This window comes from Streptomyces sp. NPDC057271, assembly GCF_042668715.1.
In the GTDB taxonomy this organism is placed as follows: Bacteria; Actinomycetota; Actinomycetes; order Streptomycetales; family Streptomycetaceae; genus Streptomyces.
This window is the reverse complement of sequence record NZ_JBHUYJ010000090.1, coordinates 1-16,013: the sequence shown is the minus strand read 5'-3', so window position 1 is coordinate 16,013 and position 16,013 is coordinate 1. Positions and strand designations below refer to the sequence as shown.

15 protein-coding genes are annotated in these 16,013 nt (G+C 70.3%); 3 read left to right on the top strand and 12 right to left on the bottom strand.

All coding sequences use genetic code 11. The annotated features are described in order from the left end of the window. Positions 1 to 71: 71 nt before the first annotated feature. From ACFUJR_RS30260 to ACFUJR_RS30230, 7 genes are all read right to left on the bottom strand, one after another. The gene (locus ACFUJR_RS30260) at positions 72 to 1,520 is read right to left on the bottom strand and encodes a cytochrome P450 (protein ID WP_383171684.1); all 1,449 of its coding nucleotides are present in this window, start codon (positions 1,518 to 1,520) and stop codon (positions 72 to 74) included. After that, complete coding sequence (locus ACFUJR_RS30255; protein ID WP_383171682.1) at positions 1,517 to 2,137, bottom strand: ATP/GTP-binding protein; 621 nt, start codon at positions 2,135 to 2,137, stop codon at positions 1,517 to 1,519. The genes ACFUJR_RS30260 and ACFUJR_RS30255 overlap by 4 nt, the downstream gene beginning before the upstream one ends. Then, a complete protein-coding gene (locus tag ACFUJR_RS30250; RefSeq protein WP_383171680.1) occupies positions 2,118 to 2,474 on the bottom strand; it encodes a DUF742 domain-containing protein in 357 nt (118 codons plus the stop codon). Before ACFUJR_RS30250 ends, ACFUJR_RS30255 begins: the two co-directional genes overlap by 20 nt. Then, positions 2,471 to 2,878: a roadblock/LC7 domain-containing protein gene (locus ACFUJR_RS30245; protein ID WP_352192601.1), complete on the bottom strand. Its 408-nt coding sequence runs from the start codon at positions 2,876 to 2,878 to the stop codon at positions 2,471 to 2,473. Before ACFUJR_RS30245 ends, ACFUJR_RS30250 begins: the two co-directional genes overlap by 4 nt. Position 2,879: 1 nt before the next feature. Beyond that, entirely contained in the window at positions 2,880 to 4,277 is a 1,398-nt protein-coding gene (locus ACFUJR_RS30240) for a sensor histidine kinase (RefSeq protein WP_383171677.1), read from the bottom strand. 745 nt (positions 4,278 to 5,022) lie between these two features. Beyond that, entirely contained in the window at positions 5,023 to 6,189 is a 1,167-nt protein-coding gene (locus tag ACFUJR_RS30235) for an esterase-like activity of phytase family protein (RefSeq protein WP_383171675.1), read from the bottom strand. 433 nt (positions 6,190 to 6,622) lie between these two features. Next, a complete protein-coding gene (locus tag ACFUJR_RS30230) occupies positions 6,623 to 7,288 on the bottom strand; it encodes an HdeD family acid-resistance protein (protein WP_383171673.1) in 666 nt (221 codons plus the stop codon). Positions 7,289 to 7,569: 281 nt separating this feature from the next. Here ACFUJR_RS30230 and ACFUJR_RS30225 point away from each other — a divergent pair, with 281 nt between their 5' ends. Then, the gene (locus tag ACFUJR_RS30225) at positions 7,570 to 7,992 is read left to right on the top strand and encodes an ATP-binding protein (RefSeq protein ID WP_383171671.1); all 423 of its coding nucleotides are present in this window, start codon (positions 7,570 to 7,572) and stop codon (positions 7,990 to 7,992) included. A 31-nt stretch (positions 7,993 to 8,023) separates the two neighbouring features. Here the strand turns inward: ACFUJR_RS30225 and ACFUJR_RS30220 are convergent, their stop codons facing one another. Next, positions 8,024 to 10,384, bottom strand: coding sequence for a bifunctional serine/threonine-protein kinase/ABC transporter substrate-binding protein (locus tag ACFUJR_RS30220; protein ID WP_383171668.1), 2,361 nt, complete (start codon positions 10,382 to 10,384; stop codon positions 8,024 to 8,026). A gap of 262 nt (positions 10,385 to 10,646) precedes the next feature. Here ACFUJR_RS30220 and ACFUJR_RS30215 point away from each other — a divergent pair, with 262 nt between their 5' ends. Then, positions 10,647 to 12,155 carry a DUF4246 domain-containing protein gene (locus ACFUJR_RS30215; RefSeq protein WP_383171666.1) on the top strand — a complete coding sequence of 503 codons (1,509 nt, stop codon included), beginning with the start codon at positions 10,647 to 10,649 and terminating at the stop codon, positions 12,153 to 12,155. A 126-nt stretch (positions 12,156 to 12,281) separates the two neighbouring features. Here ACFUJR_RS30215 and ACFUJR_RS30210 read toward each other — a convergent pair whose 3' ends face one another. From ACFUJR_RS30210 to ACFUJR_RS30200, 3 genes are all read right to left on the bottom strand, one after another. Beyond that, a complete protein-coding gene (locus ACFUJR_RS30210) occupies positions 12,282 to 12,725 on the bottom strand; it encodes an ATP-binding protein (RefSeq protein ID WP_383171664.1) in 444 nt (147 codons plus the stop codon). Between the two features lie 137 nt (positions 12,726 to 12,862). Next, complete coding sequence (locus ACFUJR_RS30205; RefSeq protein WP_383171662.1) at positions 12,863 to 13,033, bottom strand: hypothetical protein; 171 nt, start codon at positions 13,031 to 13,033, stop codon at positions 12,863 to 12,865. Beyond that, the gene (locus ACFUJR_RS30200) at positions 13,030 to 13,821 is read right to left on the bottom strand and encodes a hypothetical protein (RefSeq protein ID WP_383171660.1); all 792 of its coding nucleotides are present in this window, start codon (positions 13,819 to 13,821) and stop codon (positions 13,030 to 13,032) included. Before ACFUJR_RS30200 ends, ACFUJR_RS30205 begins: the two co-directional genes overlap by 4 nt. A 107-nt stretch (positions 13,822 to 13,928) precedes the next feature. Between ACFUJR_RS30200 and ACFUJR_RS30195 the strand changes: the two genes are divergently transcribed. Further along, entirely contained in the window at positions 13,929 to 14,441 is a 513-nt protein-coding gene (locus ACFUJR_RS30195) for a MarR family winged helix-turn-helix transcriptional regulator (protein WP_383171658.1), read from the top strand. Between the two features lie 212 nt (positions 14,442 to 14,653). On the opposite strand, the gene ACFUJR_RS30190 is transcribed toward ACFUJR_RS30195, so the two are convergent. Beyond that, positions 14,654 to 15,853, bottom strand: a complete 1,200-nt coding sequence (locus ACFUJR_RS30190; protein WP_383171656.1) for a PP2C family protein-serine/threonine phosphatase — start codon at positions 15,851 to 15,853, stop codon at positions 14,654 to 14,656. Positions 15,854 to 16,013 lie beyond the last annotated feature (160 nt).

Genomic DNA, 16,013 nt, shown 5'->3' with positions numbered 1-16,013 from the left:
GTACCGACTGAATACGTCGGCACCCCTCGGCCGTGACGCCGCGGCGCCCGTGCACCCGCCGTACAGACGGCCTACCGCCTCCGCAGGAGCCGCCCGACGCGCCTCCACCACGAGGCACGAGGTTCGGGCCGGAACTCCGGCCCGGTGCCGGTCACCGCCCCGGGGGGCGGCCCTGACGCCGTTCCGCTGTTCTGGGTGGGCGGGGCCGGAAGCGGGGCCGGGACGTCGGGGGCCTGGGGCGGGCGAGAGGCGAACGTCACGGGCAGTGCCGTCAGATGCCGGGCCCAGGTGGAGGAACGCCAGGTGAGGCTCTCCTCCGGGACGGCCAGGGTGATGTCCGGAAGGCGGGTGAGCAGGATGTCGATGCCGGCGTCGGCGATGATGCGGCCGATGTCCTGGCCGGGGCACTCGTGGTTGCCGGCGCTGAAGGACAGGTGCGCGCGGTTGTGGTGCACGGGTGCCGAGGGGTCCGAGCGGATCGCCTTGTCGACGTTTCCGGCGGCAAGGCCGAGCAGGAGCATGTCACCCGCCTTGATCTGCTGCCCACCGAGGACGGCGTCGCCGTTGGCCCACCGGCCCGGGCACACCATCAGCGGTGGCTCGTCCCAGAGGACCTGTTCGACGGCCTCGGGCAGGGTCATCTGGCCGCCGGCCAGTGAACCGCGGAACCGGGGGTCGGTGACGACCATGCGGAGGACGTTGGACATGAGGTTGGCGGTCGTCTCGTACCCGGCGAGCAGAATGAGGCGCAGGTGGTGCTGGACCTCCTCGTCCGTGAGGTTGGCGGGATGGGCCAACAGCGCGGAGGCGATGTCGTGCCCGGGGCGGGCACGCTTGGCGGCGACGAGCTGTTCGAGGCACTCCAGTACGTAGGCATTGCTGGCCAGCGATGTCTCGGTGGCCTTGAAGAGGTCACGGGCCGCGTGCACGAGCTTGGGGCCGGCCTCGTCCGCCATGCCGAGCAGGTGGGTGAGGGTGAGCATGGGCAGGTGCTCGGTGAACTGGCCCACCAGCTCCGCCTCGCCGCTCTCACAGAACGTGTCGATCAGCTGGTGCGCGAAGCGGGTGATGTGCCGGCGGACGCCCCGGTGGTCGAACTGGCTGAGGCCGGCCGTCACCGCTCCGCGCAGACGCTGGTGTTCTTCGCCGTCCGCGCATACGCAGTCGGGACGCCAGCCGATCATCGGCACGAGCGGGGACGTGGCGGGATCGATCTCCCCGCTCTCCCAGCCGTGCCAGACGCGGGGGTCGCGGGAGAACTGGGTCGGGCGGGTGGCCACGTCACGGTTCTCGGAGTAACCCAGGACCAGCCAGGCGCGTACGTCACCGTCGAGCAGAACGGGCGCCACCGGGCCGTGGACGGACCGCAGCTCCTCGTACAGGCCCATGGGGTCCGTCTCGGCGGCGGCTCCGTAGAGCCGGGTCACCCCGTCGGTTCCCGAGGCGGCGTGGGCCGGGCAGCCGGGGGGCGGGATGGCCCCTGGCTCCGCGGTGGCGTGTTCAGCGGGTGGCACGGTCATGCGTTCTCCTGGTCGGCGGCAAGGGTGAACAGGTAGACCATCAGCGAGAGGAGGGCGTCGCGGCAGGACGCCCGGTCCCGTGCGTCACAGGTGACGATGGGGACGGATTCGCCAAGGGCCAGGGCGGTGCGCAGATCGGCTAGGGGGTACTGCGGAGCCTCCGGGAAGGTGTTGACGGCCACGACGAACGGAACCCGGCGGTCTTCGAGGCGGGTGATGACTTCGAAACAGACTTCGATCCTGCGTGTGTCGACGAGGACGACGGCGCCGAGCGCGCCTTCGAAGATCCCGTTCCACAGGAACCAGAAACGCTCCTGTCCGGGGGTGCCGAACAGATAGAGGATCAGCTCCTGGTTGATGCTGATCCGTCCGAAGTCCATCGCGACCGTGGTGGTCTTCTTGCCTTCGGCGCCGGGGTTGTGGTCGATTCCGACGCCTGCCTGCGTCATGGTCTCTTCGGTGGTCAGGGGCGGGATCTCGCTCACCGACCCGACCATGGTCGTCTTGCCGACTCCGAAGCCGCCGACGATCACGACCTTGACTCCTCTGGCGCCGTGAGGCAGCACGTCGGTACCGCGAGGGCCGGCGCCAGGCGCGTCAGAGCTTGCGTAGTCCATGGATCACCGCCTCCAGCAGGCCGCGTTCGGGGAATGCCGCCACAGGCACGGGTGCGATGGCCTCGACCCGCTCGTCGTCGACGAGTCTGGACAGCAGCACGGTGACGACACTGAAGGGAAGACGGAGGTACGCCGACACCTCGGCCACGGAGAGCGGGTACGTACACAGGGTGAGGATGGCCGCCTGCTCGGGCTGCATCGCGGGTTCGGGTTCGGACCTCGCCGCGATGAGGGTGACCAGGTTGAACTTCTTGGCCGAGGAGACCTGGCCACCCGTGATGACATAGAGCGGAACGGGAGTGCCTTCATCCCAAGGCCCGTGGTTCTCTGATGTCACATCGCCTGCCCGATGTCCTCACGAGGAGGGCTGGTCATGTGCTGGCCGATCCGGACCACCAGTGTCCGCATCCGGTCACCCAGCAGTCCGGCGTCCACCTCGTGGTCGGCCAGCACCGCGAGATAGGCACCGGGACCGGCCGCCATCAGGGAGAAGTACCCGCCGTCGGCCTCGATGCCGACCATCCGGGTCGAGTTGTCCCCGTGCGGGAACATCTGCGCGATGGCCTTCGCCAGGCTCTGGATGCCCGAGCAGGCAGCGGCGATGGCGTCGGCGGTGTCGGGCGCCGTGTTCGCCTGCCCGATGCACAGGCCGTCCGACGACAGGACGACCACGTGTCGCACGTACGGGACGCCGCCCACGAGCTCCTTGAGCATCCAGTCCATGTTGGGCAGTGGCTGCATGTTACTCAACCTCATCTGACGGCTCGTTGTGTGGAGTGGAAGGTTCGGCGGCCGCTCTCTTCTCGCCGTTGAACGCCTCCCACATCAGACCCGGCTCGCGGGACGTGCCGGAGGTGTTCCCCGGGGCGGCCGGAGCGACGGGGGGCGTGGGAGTCGCCAGCACGACCGGCTTCGGGACGGGTGACTCCCGTCGCCGCTGCGGAAGTCCGTTGGCGGTCTTCCTGACCTCGCCGGGATCCCGGACCACCTCGCGCGCCGGCGCCCGCCGGGGGAGGATCAGCCCGCCCGAACGGTTCCGCACCGGCTCCGGGGCCTTCACGACGGGCTGGGGCAAGGTGGTGATCAGACGCCTGGGAACCAGCACGACGGCCCGGACGCCGCCGTAGGCGGAGGTGCGCAGGTGGACCTCGCAGCCGTGCTCGCGGGCCAGCCTGCTGACGACCGGCAGGCCGAGCTGCGTCACCTCGCCCAGGCCGGCCAGGTTGATGCCCGACTGCGCTTGTGCCATGACGCGTTCGACGTGCTGCCGGACCTCTTCGGTCAGTCCGACCCCGCGGTCCTCGATCTCGATCGCGATGCCGGAGGGCACCTCGCTCGCGGTCACCTCCACCGGGGTGTGCGGCGGCGAGAACGTCGTGGCGTTGTCGAGCAGCTCGGCGAGCAGATGGATCAGCGGCTCGGCTCCCGGGCCGACCACAGCCACCTCCGCGACCGCCTGCAGCCTGACGCGGGGGTAGTCCACGATGCGTGACATGGCGCCCCGCAGGACGTCGTAGAGCGGAATCGCCTTGGACCACTGACGCCCGGGCCTGGCGTCGCCCAGGACCGCGATGCTGGCCGCCAGGCGGCCGATCAGAGCATTGCGATGGTCGATGTCCTGCAGCCCGCGGGAGACCACGACATCCGTACCGTGAATGATCTGCATGGAGTGGAGGTCCTTGGCGAGCTGATGCACGATCGCCTGCACCCGGCGCGCGACCGCCACAAGTGCCCTCTGGGAGGCATCCCGTGTGTACTCCTCGGCCTCCACGGCTTCCAGGAGCGTCTGCAGAGCGCCCTTCAGCGCTTCGGTGAACTCCCCGTCGAGGTGCTCACCGAAATCGACGGCCTGCAGGACCTCCGAGGCGGGATCGCCCTTCTGCAGGCGAGCGACGGCTGCGGGGAGTAGTTCCTCCGCCATCCAGACGGTGGTGGCCCGCTGATCGGCCAGGCGCCCGATCAGCGCGGTCACGCGCTCCGCGTGGGACTCGTCCGCCTCGGCCCTCGCTCGCGCGTGGCGTGCCGCCTCCGCCGCGAGCAGCCGGCGCGACGTCTCGGCCGAGGTGATGACCGTCAGGACGACCGCGACAAGGCCGCACCAGGCAAGCGGTGTCCGTATGTGTGCAGGGGAGGCGACCAACGCTATGACGGAGGCCGCGGCGAGAACTCCGGGAGGGAGGAGCCATCCCCGGGCAACTCCTGCAGTTGACCGGGGTCTGGAAATCACACCTGCACGAACCATCAGGGGTCCCTATACAGTCTGAGATGAGCGTACTGAGGCGATGTGACGCGCCGAAAGGAACGACGGACTTGACTCGGACATGTGTGCCTGTTCCGATAAGGTCCGACGGGTCGCTTCGATAAAGCGCCGATGGTCGCTTTCTTGTGCAACCACGCTCCGCACGCACCACGGCGTCCATGACTCGCCGTGAGCGCAGCGCAACACATCGGGGAGCATAGTCAGTTCGGGTTCTCCATGTGACATTGCCGAAAGGACAGCCTCCACCGGTCGCCGTGCGCTCATAAGGCGGCCAATCATCGCGCGCAAGCAGTAATTAACCGATCAAACTCTGTCGTCAACTCCCCGCGGCCCCCGGTCAGGGGCGGGCCCTGGATCGCAGCGCCGTGCGGGCCTGTCGGGTCGCAGCGCCCTCCCCCACCGACCCTGTTCGCACGGCCGCCGAACCGCCGGCCGTACGACATCGGTTCGAGATTGTCGGCCAGGCCCCGTCCCTCCACGCGCCGTTGCTCGTCACCATCGGCACCGCGCCCCGGCCGACGTGGTCGGCCGGGGCGTCGTCTGTCACCCGGTGTCGCTGACGAACCCGGCACGGACCGTTCAGGGCACGGGCCGCACGAAGCCGTCGGGGATGCTCCTCCTGTGCTCAGCGGACGGCGAGGGCGACGATCTGGGTGACCGCGTCCTCGACGAAGTTGTCGTCGCTGACCAGGATCAGCGACCGTTCGCCGGACGGGAGGCGCGGACCCCACGTCATGCCTTCGGTGTTGTCGACGGTGGAGAGGCCCAGGGTGTCGAAGTCCGCGACGAGCTTCTTGCGCATGGGCACGACGGACTGTCCGGCCAGGGAATCCATCGCCCGCACATCGGTCGCCCCACGGGTGATGGCGTCGTAGAGGCGGATCTTGTAGCCCGCGCCGGCGACCCAGGTGCGTTCGAGGACGAGGTAGCGGTCGGGGTCGTCGGGGAAGGCGAGGATGGACGGGACGCCGGTGTCCGGGCCCCAGGGACTGGTCGGGTCGGACTCGGCGAAGATCTTCTCGATCGGGTACGCGAACTGCCCGAGCACCCGGCCGTCGCGGGTCTGCTTCGTGACCCTCACGAGCGCGCCGTGCTGCAGATCGGGCACCGGGCCGTCCTGGAGCAGCGGACCCTCGATCGCGCTGGTCACCACCCTGCCGTGGGAGCCGAAGGTGATCGCCTCGATCGCCTGGTTCCGACGCGGCCCGCGCTCTTCCGTGGTGACCTCGTAGTTCGGCGGCAGGCGCAGCTGACCGAGGTACGCGCCGGTAGGGGCGGAGAACTGGATGGACGGCTGGATCACCGGTGTGCCGGCCGCGGTGGGCCGGTCGCCCTCCTGCGCCCACCAATAGGTGCAGGTGCGCGGGTCGACCCGGATCTCCTCCGGGTCGACGGCCTTGCCGTCCGCGACGGTCGGCGACGGGTAGACCGAGCCGTCGGGCTGGAGGAAGGGGTGGGTGCCGGTGAAGTCGACGGAGTGCACGCCGTCGACGTCCACGTCCAGCGTGGCGGTGTAGAAGCGGGCGGGCTGGATGTTCGAGCGGTCGTCACTGATGAACACGTACTCGCCGGTGCACCGGTTGCGGTCGACGCCGGAGAAGCCGCCGACCGTGGTGTCCAGGAAGTCGAGCTTGTGCGGAACGATCTTTTCGCCGAGCAGGCGAGCGTGCGCAGATTGCTCCGACTTCCGCTCGGGATCGCCGGGTTGGGCCGCCAGGGCCACTGCGGGAGTCAGCGACGTGGTCAGAAGCAGGGCCGCGGCGAACGCGCGGCGGGTCGAGAAGGATCTCATGCCGATGATCTTGGCCCGACCACCTCCCGCGCCGCAGTCGCCCAACCGGGTATCACTGCGGATTCTTCGAGACCGAGGTCATCCCGCGTCGTGGCGTGGGACGCCCCTGTCGACCGGGGGCCGACTTGGAGACCGCGGAGGAGTTCAGCGGGCGACGGCCGACCGTCGCGCGAACCGCCGACATGGTCGGCGGGACCGGGACCGCGGTGGGCGTGGAGCCGGGTGCCGGGTTGACGACGCGGTTGCGGAGCCTGCTCGCCCGGGATGCCGGCGCGGGGACGGCAACGGCTGCCGCCGACGGACGGCTCGCTCGGCCCCTTCACGTACGGCCAGGCCTGGTATCCCTCCCGCTACGGGCCCTGCGGGCCGGAGGCGCGCTCGCGTCGTGGTGGAACCGACCGGAGCGCCTCACCCGGGACAGGAGAGGGGGCGGTCAGGCCATTGGGCCGGTCGTCGGGCCGGAGGCGTACTCGCCCGTCATGCCCGCCCTGCGCAGAGCCGACCGCCAGGCCAGGGCCACCGCGGCCTCGGCCAGGCCGAGCAGAACGAGCCACAGGCCGAGCAGCCGGGTCAGGACCTGGGCGGACTCCGTGGGCAGGGCGAGCACCACGATCCCGGCGGCGATGCCGAGAGCCGCGACGCCCATGACGACCCCGCGGTGCGGCATGCTCTTGCTGGCGACGGCCGTGTAGAGGCTGAGGATGCCGGACACCAGCCAGACGCCGCCCACGATCAGGGAGAGTGCGGCGATCGTCTGCAGCGGGTTGCGCAGGCACAACACCCCGCCCAGGACGAACAGCACGGCGATGAGCAGCCCCGGGAGTCGCTCGCCGTGCTCCTTCTGGGCGAATACGGCGACGAACCGGAAGCCGCCGATGACCAGCAGGTACAGCCCGACGAGCACGGCCAGGACGTGCAGGGTGACGTCCGGCCAGACCAGCGCGATGACACCCGGTACGAGCGTGACGATCGCCGCGCCGAGGATCCAGGTCCACGAACGGCCGAGGCGCGCCAGCTGGTCGGCGGGGTCGACCTGGGCCGCCCCGACAGCGGTCGGTCCGGGTTCCGTATGCGGTGTCGGGCCTTGCGGCGTGGTCATGGTTCCTCCTCGTCCGCACGTGATCGAGCGGTGTGTCCTCCCGGCGGAGTGGTCTCTGCCTACAAGCATGCGCCCGGGACGCTCCGTCGGCCTCACGCGCTGCGGCGAGGCCGATCGGTAAGCCCCTGCATCACGGAGAGTCCCTGCCAGGGCCACCACATGTCACGGCGTCGGCGGCAGTCCCGACGGCCTCGGGGGCGGTTGCGTCCCCGCTTGCCGGGAAGACGGGACGGGCGGGCGCGTCAGCCGAAGCGTGCACGCCGGCCGAGAAGGGACGGACGATGGCCGAGGACCCGTCATTGAAAGCGGTCGGGTGGGCCCGTTCCGTGCCGATCAGCAGAGGTGTGAAGACCGCGAGGGACTGGACGCATGAGCATCTGGCGGCCCTCGGCTGGTCACGTACGGCGCCGGATCTGGTGGACTCGATCGTCCTGGCCGTGTCCGAACTGGTCACCAACGCCCATGTACACGCGCGCAGTGACGCTCAGCTCATCCTGACCTGGGACGAGAAGTGCCTGCACGTGACGGTGCACGACTCCTCGCCCGAGCTGCCGCACCAGCGTGAAGCGAGCGACGCGGCCCTGGGTGGACGGGGGATGTTCCTGATCGACGCTCTCGCCGACGAGTGGCAGGCCCGTCCTTGTCCTCGCGGCAAGGACGTCACCGCCTGCTTCCCACCGCCCTCCGCCACCGGCCGGATCTAGGCGTCGCAGCGACGTCGCTCACTCACCAGGTTCAGGGGGTGGCGGAGCCGCTCTTCACGGGCCTCCAGCTGCCGGCGTTCACCGCGTACACCGTCAGCCCGCGGTTGACCGTGTCGCCCTCCCCGTCGAAGGCGACACGGCCGGTGACGCCGTCGAAGGCCACCCCGGCGACGGCCTGCGGGAGCTTCGCCCTGGCGTTGTCGGGGAGGGCGCCACCGTTGGCCGTGACGACTTCCTTCACCGCCTCGATGAGGGTCCAGGTCGCGTCGTAGGCGTACGGGCCGTACCAGCCGGCCGGCTCCGGGTAGTCCGCCGCCTCGTACTCGGAGAGGAAGTCCTGCCCGGCCCGCGACTCCTCCGCGGGCAGGCCGATGTTGGTCGTGAGGTCACCCTCGGCCTTCGGGTTCGCCGTGAGGTACCGCTGGTCGAAGATGCCGTCACCGCCCATCAGGGGGATGTCCACACCTGCCTGCTTGAGCTGCTGGGAGAGCGGCGCCGCGGTGTCGTGGTAGCCGCCGAAGTAGACCGCGTCGGCGCCCGAGGACCGCACCCTGACGGAGAGGCCTCCGAAGGCGCGTTCCGCGGGATCGACCTGCTCGGTGCCGACGACGGTCCCGCCGAGTTCGGTGAACTCGGCCGTGAGACCGGACGTGAGGGCGGTGCCGTGGGCGCTCGCGTCGTCGATCACGTAGAGCTTGGTCTTCTTCGCCTCATACAGGTACCGGGCGGCGAAGGGCCCCTGGTCGACGTCCGTGCCGATGGTGCGGAAGTACGTGGAGTGGGGACGGGACCTGGTGCCGGTGGCCCAGTCAGGGCCCAGGGTCAGGGCGGGGTCGGTGTTGCCCGGTGACACGTTGACCACGTCCGCCCGCGCGAGCGGTGGCACCAGGGTCCGGGCGACAGCGGAGTTGAGCGGACCCACGACCCCCAGCAGCCTCTCGTCGGACACGAACCGGGAGGCGTTGAGCGCGCCTTCGGCGGGGTCGGCCGCGTCGTCCAAGGCCTTGATCTCGAACCTCACACCAGGGACGTACCTGGACTCGTTGGCGGTCCTCACCGCCAGGTCGGCGGAGTTCTTGATACCGACGCCCATCGAGGACAGCCCGCCGCTCAGTGGTGCGTCCACCCCGATGACCACCGTGGCAGAAGGGCCTCCCGCACCACTGCCGGCTGCCCCGCCGCGGGGCTCGTCGTCGTCCCGGCCGAGAATCCAGGTGAGGACGAACCCCGTGGCGAGCACGGCCAGCGCCGTGCCCAGGACCGCGGAGCGCCGGGTGAGGCCACGTCGCCGGGCGGACGCGACGCGCTCACCGTGCTCCGGCCCGGCGGCCGCGCCGAGCGTGACCGCGTCCTCCGGCGGGGGTACGGGCGCAGGCGGGGCCGACGGCCGGTCCGGCACCTTGCGGCGCGGGGTCCCGGCGGCGGACTCGGAGTCGAGGACCGTGGGGGTGGGGATCGACGGCGTCGGCGATGGTGCCTGCCGCGGCATGGTCGGAGCCGACGCGTGCTCCGCGTCCGGTGCGGGGGTCGGTGCCGGGGGCGGTGCGGGCGATTCGTGCCCGGGCTCGGAGGACCGCAGCATCGACGCGATCATCCCGGCCGCTTCCGCGGCGCTCGGACGCCGCGCGGGGTCCTTCGTCAGGAGCGCGTCCAGCACCGGGGTCAGTGGGCCGGCGTGGACCGGTGGCCGGTGCGGGCGGGTGAACACGGCGACAGCGAGGGCATGGAGCCCTTCCGCGTCGAACGGCGGGTGCCCCTCGACAGCGTGGTAGAGCGTGGCGCCGAGCGCCCACAGGTCGTTGGCCGGGGTCGGACGCCTGCCCTCCAGCTGCTCCGGCGGCATGTAGTGCGGCGTGCCGATGACGATCCCGCTGTGACTCAGCCTGGTCGTGGCATCCGCGAGGTGCGCGATACCGAAGTCGGTCAGCACGACTCGGTCCTTGGCCAGCAGTACGTTGTCCGGCTTGATGTCGCGGTGGACGATCCTCGCCCCGTGCGCCTCGGCCAGCGCGTCGAGCAGGATGGCGCCGATCTCGGCCACCCGCCGTACGGGGAGCCGGCCCCGTTCGCCGATGGCCGCGGCCAGGGACTGCCCGCGGATCAACTCCATGATGATGACGGGGGCGCCGTTGTGCTCCACCACGTCATGGATGGTGATGACACCGGGGTGGCTGAGAGCGACCGCTGCGCGGGCCTCGCCGGTGAACCGCCCCAGCAGCGCCGCGCGGGCGCCGTCGTCCATGCCCGGCGGGAAGAGGATCTCCTTCACGGCGACCTCGCGCCCGAAGAGCTGCTGGTCCCGGCCGCGCCAGACCCGGCCCATACCGCCCTGGCCGATGCGCTCGACCAATTGGTAACGGCCGGCGACGAGTTCGGGATTCTGCTCGGTCACGCGCACACTCTAGGTCCTGTCGAGCCGATCTGGTGCCGGATGGACGGCTTGATCGCGCCCACGGTGACGGGGCGGGAAGCGTCCGGCACGGGGACGGTGCGGGGACGCGGCCTCGGCATACCACGGGACGATCCGCTCACGCGGCGAGATCGATCCCACGGAGGCTCATCGGCCCCACCACCGACAGCGACCACGAGCTGTGGTGTCAGTCCGCTGACGTATTCTTCCGGCCACCGCACACCGACTCGGAGGACCAAGAGAATTGACTGGCGTGTCCGCTTTCCCGCTGCCCTTTCAAGCTTCGCGCTCCATAGCGTTCGCGCAACCCCGAACGCTGCGGGAACTTCAGATGATGGAGTGCAGCGCGCACATTCGGGCGAAGGAGGGGTGGTTCGACAAGATGAACGACGCCGACATCGTCGCCCGGTGGACGCAGGAGGCGGTAGCCCAGGGCCTCACCGAAGCCCAGGTTCGTCACGTGCTTGCCGAACTCGCTCATTACGCCGCGCTGCGGGACGGACGAACCGGCGTCGAGATGTCCGCGGTCGACGGAGTGTGGCAGTCGGACACGCTGGTCGACGACAAGCTCAGGACCCGGCTGCGCGAGGCGGTCGAGGTTCTGGAACAGGTCCCCGAAGCAGAACGGGACTGGCACCCCGGATCCGACGGCCAGGTACTGGATCTGGTGCATCCCTCACTGTTCTGCCTGGTGCGAGAGGCGAGTGGCGCGCCCGAGCGGGCTTGGCAGAACCCGACGGACCGCTACTCGAAGCACGAGTTCTCGGAGAGGTTCCAGTGGCTGCCCACGGATGTCGAGGTCGGTGACGACGGCGATGTCGCCTTCCGTTCGTACGTCAACAACGTCCACCCCGAGAAGCACCGCGAACTGGCCTCCGTCCTGCCGGACTTGTTCGGGCGCATGCGCCCGCTGCTGGAGAACGTGCTGACCGATCTGCGCCATCCGCGTCCCCTTCGGATCGAGGCCGACCCCTACGGGTGGTACGACTCGGAGCCGGAGTATCCGGACAAGTCCTCCTACAGTGACGACGAGGCGTACGCGGAAGCCCGTCGCGCATGGGGCAGGGCCCATGACGACTGGTGGGAGAACCGCCGCCCGGTCATCCCGGACTCCCCGGCCTTCACCCCGCCCGAGCCGGCCGACGCGGCCGCCCGAGTCGACCTGCGCGGCCGCAGTCTCCAGGTCATCGTCAAGCTCGCCACCCTTCATCTCACCCCGGACAAGCCCGAGTACCCCGGCGGTTCCTGGCACGTCGAGGGGATGATGAACGAGCGGATCGTCTCGACCGGCATCTACTACTGGGACAGCGAGAACATCACCGAGAGCCGGCTGAGTTTCCGGGCGGCACTCGACGACCCGGACTACGAGCAGAACGACGACAACGGTCTGCGTGAGGTGTACGGCCTGGAGGACGAGGACGCGCTGAACCAGGTCCTGGGATCGGCGGCGACCCCGGCCGGCCGCTGCCTGGCGTTCCCGAACATCCTGCAGCACCGCGTCGGCTCGTTCCGCCTCGTGGACCCCACCCGCCCGGGACATCGCAAGATTCTCGCGTTCTTCCTCGTCGACCCCTCGGAAAGGATCGTCTCGACCTCTGATGTGCCACCGCAGCAACCATGGTCCGACACCTCGACCATGACGCTCGAACAGGCGAAGAGCTACCGCGAACAACTCATGCAGGAACGCAAGTTCTTCGTCGACGAACACAACGAGCAGCTCTACGAGCGGGAGTTCTCCCTCTGCGAGCACTGAACCTGGATCACGAAAGGCATCCCTCTTCCACGGATGAGAGGGATGCCTTCGTGTTCGGAGCCCCGTCGGGGCCGCACCCCTGCGCCGCAGTGCCCCGTCACGCCCCTGGGGCGCGCCGGGGCGGCCTCAGGCGAGGCGGAGGCGCGCCCTGACTCTCTTGCCCGAGGGGAGCGGCTCCACGCTCACGCTCTCACAGACGGCGACGAGGATCTCGACCCCGTGCTGGCCGACGCGCCCGGGATCGTGGCCCCGGGGGACGGGAGAGGCTTCCGTCCGGTCGAACACCGAGATCTCCAGGGCGTCCTCGAAGAGTTCGAGCAGAAGCCGGCAGGGGCCCGGTGCGTGTCGTACCGCGTTGGTGACGAGTTCGCTGACCACCAGCCGTGCCAGATCTACACACCCGCGGGGCACCGGCACGTGTCCCGTCGCCGGCGGGCCGGCGAGGAACTCGGCGGTGAAGTCGCGGGCGGAGCCGATCATGCCGTCCTCGGCGTCCGCGCCTTGGTAGTCGACGCTCCCGGACCGCACGGGTCTCCGTGTCGCACGCTCCGCGGCGATCGCGTCCGTCATCCGCCTGCCCTCCCCCTCACACGGCTGCGTACCGTGCTTCACTCTCGTGACTCGCCCTTCCCCGCTGTGCGCTTTCCATTCGTCCGTGACCGGGAAGGCAGAGAATACGGACAGGACCGCCCTCCCGGCGAGGGGCGTCAGGAGTGCCGAGCGCCCTGGTCCGCCGCGCGCCCCTCGCCACCACGGCCGTGCCAGTCCAGGCAGACCACGAGGACATCGTCCGGCACTCCGCCGGGCGCCTCGCGCAGCGCCCGCACGAGGGCCTGAGGCGCGTCCCGGCCGGGGATGCGCCGGGTCCGCTCGATCACCCGGCCCACCGAGAGACCCGGGGTCCGGTCCCCGTCGGGTGCGGCCTCGCTCCGGTCCCACGCGAGGAAGACGAGCCGGTGAGGCTCGCCTGGCCGACCAGGTCGAGTCCGGCACGCCGGGCATTGCGGATCGCGTTCAGGGCGAGGTCGCTCACCAGCGCGGACTGTGTACCGGGACCGGTGCCGTCGGCGACGACCAGCGTCAGCTCCTCCTCCGTCACGCACCAGTCCAGGACGTGCCCGCCCGAGGTGTAGGAGGGCTCCCAGTAGGCGTTCAGATCGAACTCGTCACCCGTGCACGCTCGTCCGGGGAGCACCCCCCACTGCATCTCCGCGAGGACACTGAGGGGGCGCGCCCTGCGCGTCCGGCGGTACAGGTCGGTGTGCCGGTCGGCGACGCGCAGCGCGTGTCCCAGGATCTCGGCGATGTGGACGAGATCGTCGGTCGACCGCGGTGTGACCCGGTCGGAGGGAAGAACGACCACGAGGACGCCACACCGGTCGCCCCGAACCGTCACAGGAAGGAAGACGGTCGCCGTGGGCCCGTCAGCACCGAAAAGATATGGTTGCCGAGTGGAGAAGGCACGACCAGCGGGGCCTGATCCCACGGTCACGTGCTGCACCCCGGCCGGAGCCTGCACCGGTTCGACGGGGCGTAGTGACGTCAGCCCGTAGTCGACGAGCAGCAGGTCGACGGAGAGTGCCGCGACATGCTGTGCCAGATCGACCCGGAGGGAGTCCAGAAGGCGGTGCGGCGGCGCTCCGCGCAGCGCGCGTTCCGTTGTCACGCGTCGATCCACCGAATCCGTACCGCCTTCTGGAGAGATGTGGAGATGACTGGCGTGTCGCACGGCCGACGTCCTCGGCCCCGGACGTCTGAGGAGTGTCGGTAGCCATGGCCACGAACCCCGCCCCGTCCCGACGGGAACCGGAGGAGACGACACAGGCCGCCCGCGAGCTCATCGAGCTTCTCGAGGTGCTGTGGGAGCGCGGCCGGGACATGGTGTCGTCGACACCGGTGTCGGCGACTCAGCTTCGTGTGCTGTACAGCCTCGATCGCGAGGAGGGCATCAGCCTGCGCACCCTGGGTGAGCTGCTCGGCTCCGCGCCGCCTTCGGTGAGCCGCATGTGCGATCGCCTGGAGGCGCTGGGCTTCGTGCAACGGCTGCCCAGCCCGGTCAGCCGCCGACAGCTCGAACTGCACCTGACCGCCCACGGGAAGGCGTACCTGCGGGACCTTCGGGTCCAGCGCGAGGAAGCCCTGCTGACCGTCATCTCCGCCATGTCCCCGACGAGCCGCAAGGCGTTGCTGCGCGGGCTGACCGGGTTCCAGGACGCGTTGGGCGAGGTTTCCGCCCCGCCCAGGTCACGCCCGGGCGCACCGCTGAAGGACGTCCGGACCGCCTGACGTCTGCGTGCCGTGCGCTCCGGCCGGCCGCGTGCCCCTTGTCCCACGAGTCACCCTCTGGTCACCTACGACGTGTCCACCCCGGGCACGGGCCAGGTGTTGCCTCAAGGATACAGTTACCACACGGCAACTATGAACGCAGGGTCACCCCCGGGCGGGACGCCGAAGTGGGTACGGGACGGGAGTGCCGTCAGGCACGCGCGAGGGTCCGTTCAGGCGTCGGCGGTCTCCGACGGTACGGAACCGGGTCCTCCCTCTCGTCCGTTCCAGTCGAGGCAGACGACGAGCGCGTCGTCCTCCAGCGGAGTGCCGCCGTGGTACGTGGCGAGTTCCCGCAGGACCGCCCCCGGAACCTGAGTGGGCGGCAGCAGCCTCGTCGCGGTGAGCGCGCGGGCCAGCGCCCGTCGACCGTAGCGCTCCCCCTCGGGAGAGGCGGCGTCGTACACCCCGTCGCTGCCGAAGAGCAGCCGGTCCCCCGGCAGCACCGTGAAGCGCTGGGGGACGTAGACGGAGTCCTCGAACATCCCCAGGGGCAGCTGCGCCTCGAAGGAGACCGGCTCGACGGAGCGGTCCCCCAGGCGCCACAGGCGCGGCGAGCCCGCGTCCAGGGCCTCCACCTCGCCCGTGGCGAGGTCGAAGCGCAGGAGGAGTACGGAGACGAAGGCACTGCCGCGGTACTGGGCGTACACGGCCTGGTCCGCCAGAGCCGCCTGGTCCGCGAGGCCGAGGCCGGCCCGTCGGGCGTTACGGAGCGCGTTGATGGCGAGGTTCGTCAGCAGCGCGGCCTCGATGCCCTCCCCCATCCCATTGGTGACCGTCAGGGTCAGATGGTCGGCCGAGGCCGACCAGTCGTAGTTGTCCCCGAAGATCGCGTAGGCGGGTTCCAGGTGCGCGCCGAGGGCGAACTCGGGCCGGGCGCACGAGCGGCCCGGGAGGAGCTGCCACTGCATCTCGGCCGCGAGCGTCAGCCGGGTGGCCCGCCGTGCCAGGACGTACAGGTCCGTGTCGCGTTCCGCCACGAGGATCTCGTGGCCCAGTGCCTCGCAGACATGCCCCAGCTCGGGTAGCAGGAGCGCGAGGTCGCTCGCCGCCGGCAGAGCCACGGTGAGGACGCCCATCCGGTCGCCCCTGACGGTGACCGGCAGGTGCGCCTCGACGGAGTCGGCTCCGTGGATGACGTACGGCTCCTGGGCACCGAAGGCGCGTCCCTGCGGGCTGTCGTGGATCAGGACCGCCGGTGTCGCGTCGGGCACGCCTCCGACGAGCTGGAGCGAGCGCAGCCCGTAGTCGGCCAGCCGGAGTTCCACGCGCCCGGCGCCGCAGTGCTCCCGCAGGCCCTCCTCCACGACGCTCACCAGCAGGTGGGGGGCGGCCCGGCGCAGCGCCTGCTCGACAGCGGTGATCTCTTCCACGTGCTTCCGATTCTCCTTGTGCCCGAGGTGCAGTCCCGTCCACGGTCGGGACCGCGGACCCGTCGTCTAGGCCCGGACTTCGCACATGGTGTTTCAGGTGTCCAGCCAGCGGGGGCGGGTTTCGTCGATGCCGAGTAGTGCGAGGAGGTGGGCTTGAACA

Excerpts from the sequence above, each read along its gene's own strand:
- ACFUJR_RS30230 (WP_383171673.1), bottom strand. The coding sequence starts at position 7,288 with ATGACCACGCCGCAAGGCCCGACACCGCATACGGAACCCGGACCGACC.
- ACFUJR_RS30225 (WP_383171671.1), top strand. The coding sequence starts at position 7,570 with ATGGCCGAGGACCCGTCATTGAAAGCGGTCGGGTGGGCCCGTTCCGTG.
- ACFUJR_RS30255 (WP_383171682.1), bottom strand. The coding sequence starts at position 2,137 with ATGGACTACGCAAGCTCTGACGCGCCTGGCGCCGGCCCTCGCGGTACC.
- ACFUJR_RS30195 (WP_383171658.1), top strand. The coding sequence starts at position 13,929 with ATGGCCACGAACCCCGCCCCGTCCCGACGGGAACCGGAGGAGACGACA.
- ACFUJR_RS30210 (WP_383171664.1), bottom strand. The coding sequence starts at position 12,725 with ATGACGGACGCGATCGCCGCGGAGCGTGCGACACGGAGACCCGTGCGG.
- ACFUJR_RS30245 (WP_352192601.1), bottom strand. The coding sequence starts at position 2,878 with ATGCAGCCACTGCCCAACATGGACTGGATGCTCAAGGAGCTCGTGGGC.
- ACFUJR_RS30235 (WP_383171675.1), bottom strand. The coding sequence starts at position 6,189 with ATGAGATCCTTCTCGACCCGCCGCGCGTTCGCCGCGGCCCTGCTTCTG.
- ACFUJR_RS30260 (WP_383171684.1), bottom strand. The coding sequence starts at position 1,520 with ATGACCGTGCCACCCGCTGAACACGCCACCGCGGAGCCAGGGGCCATC.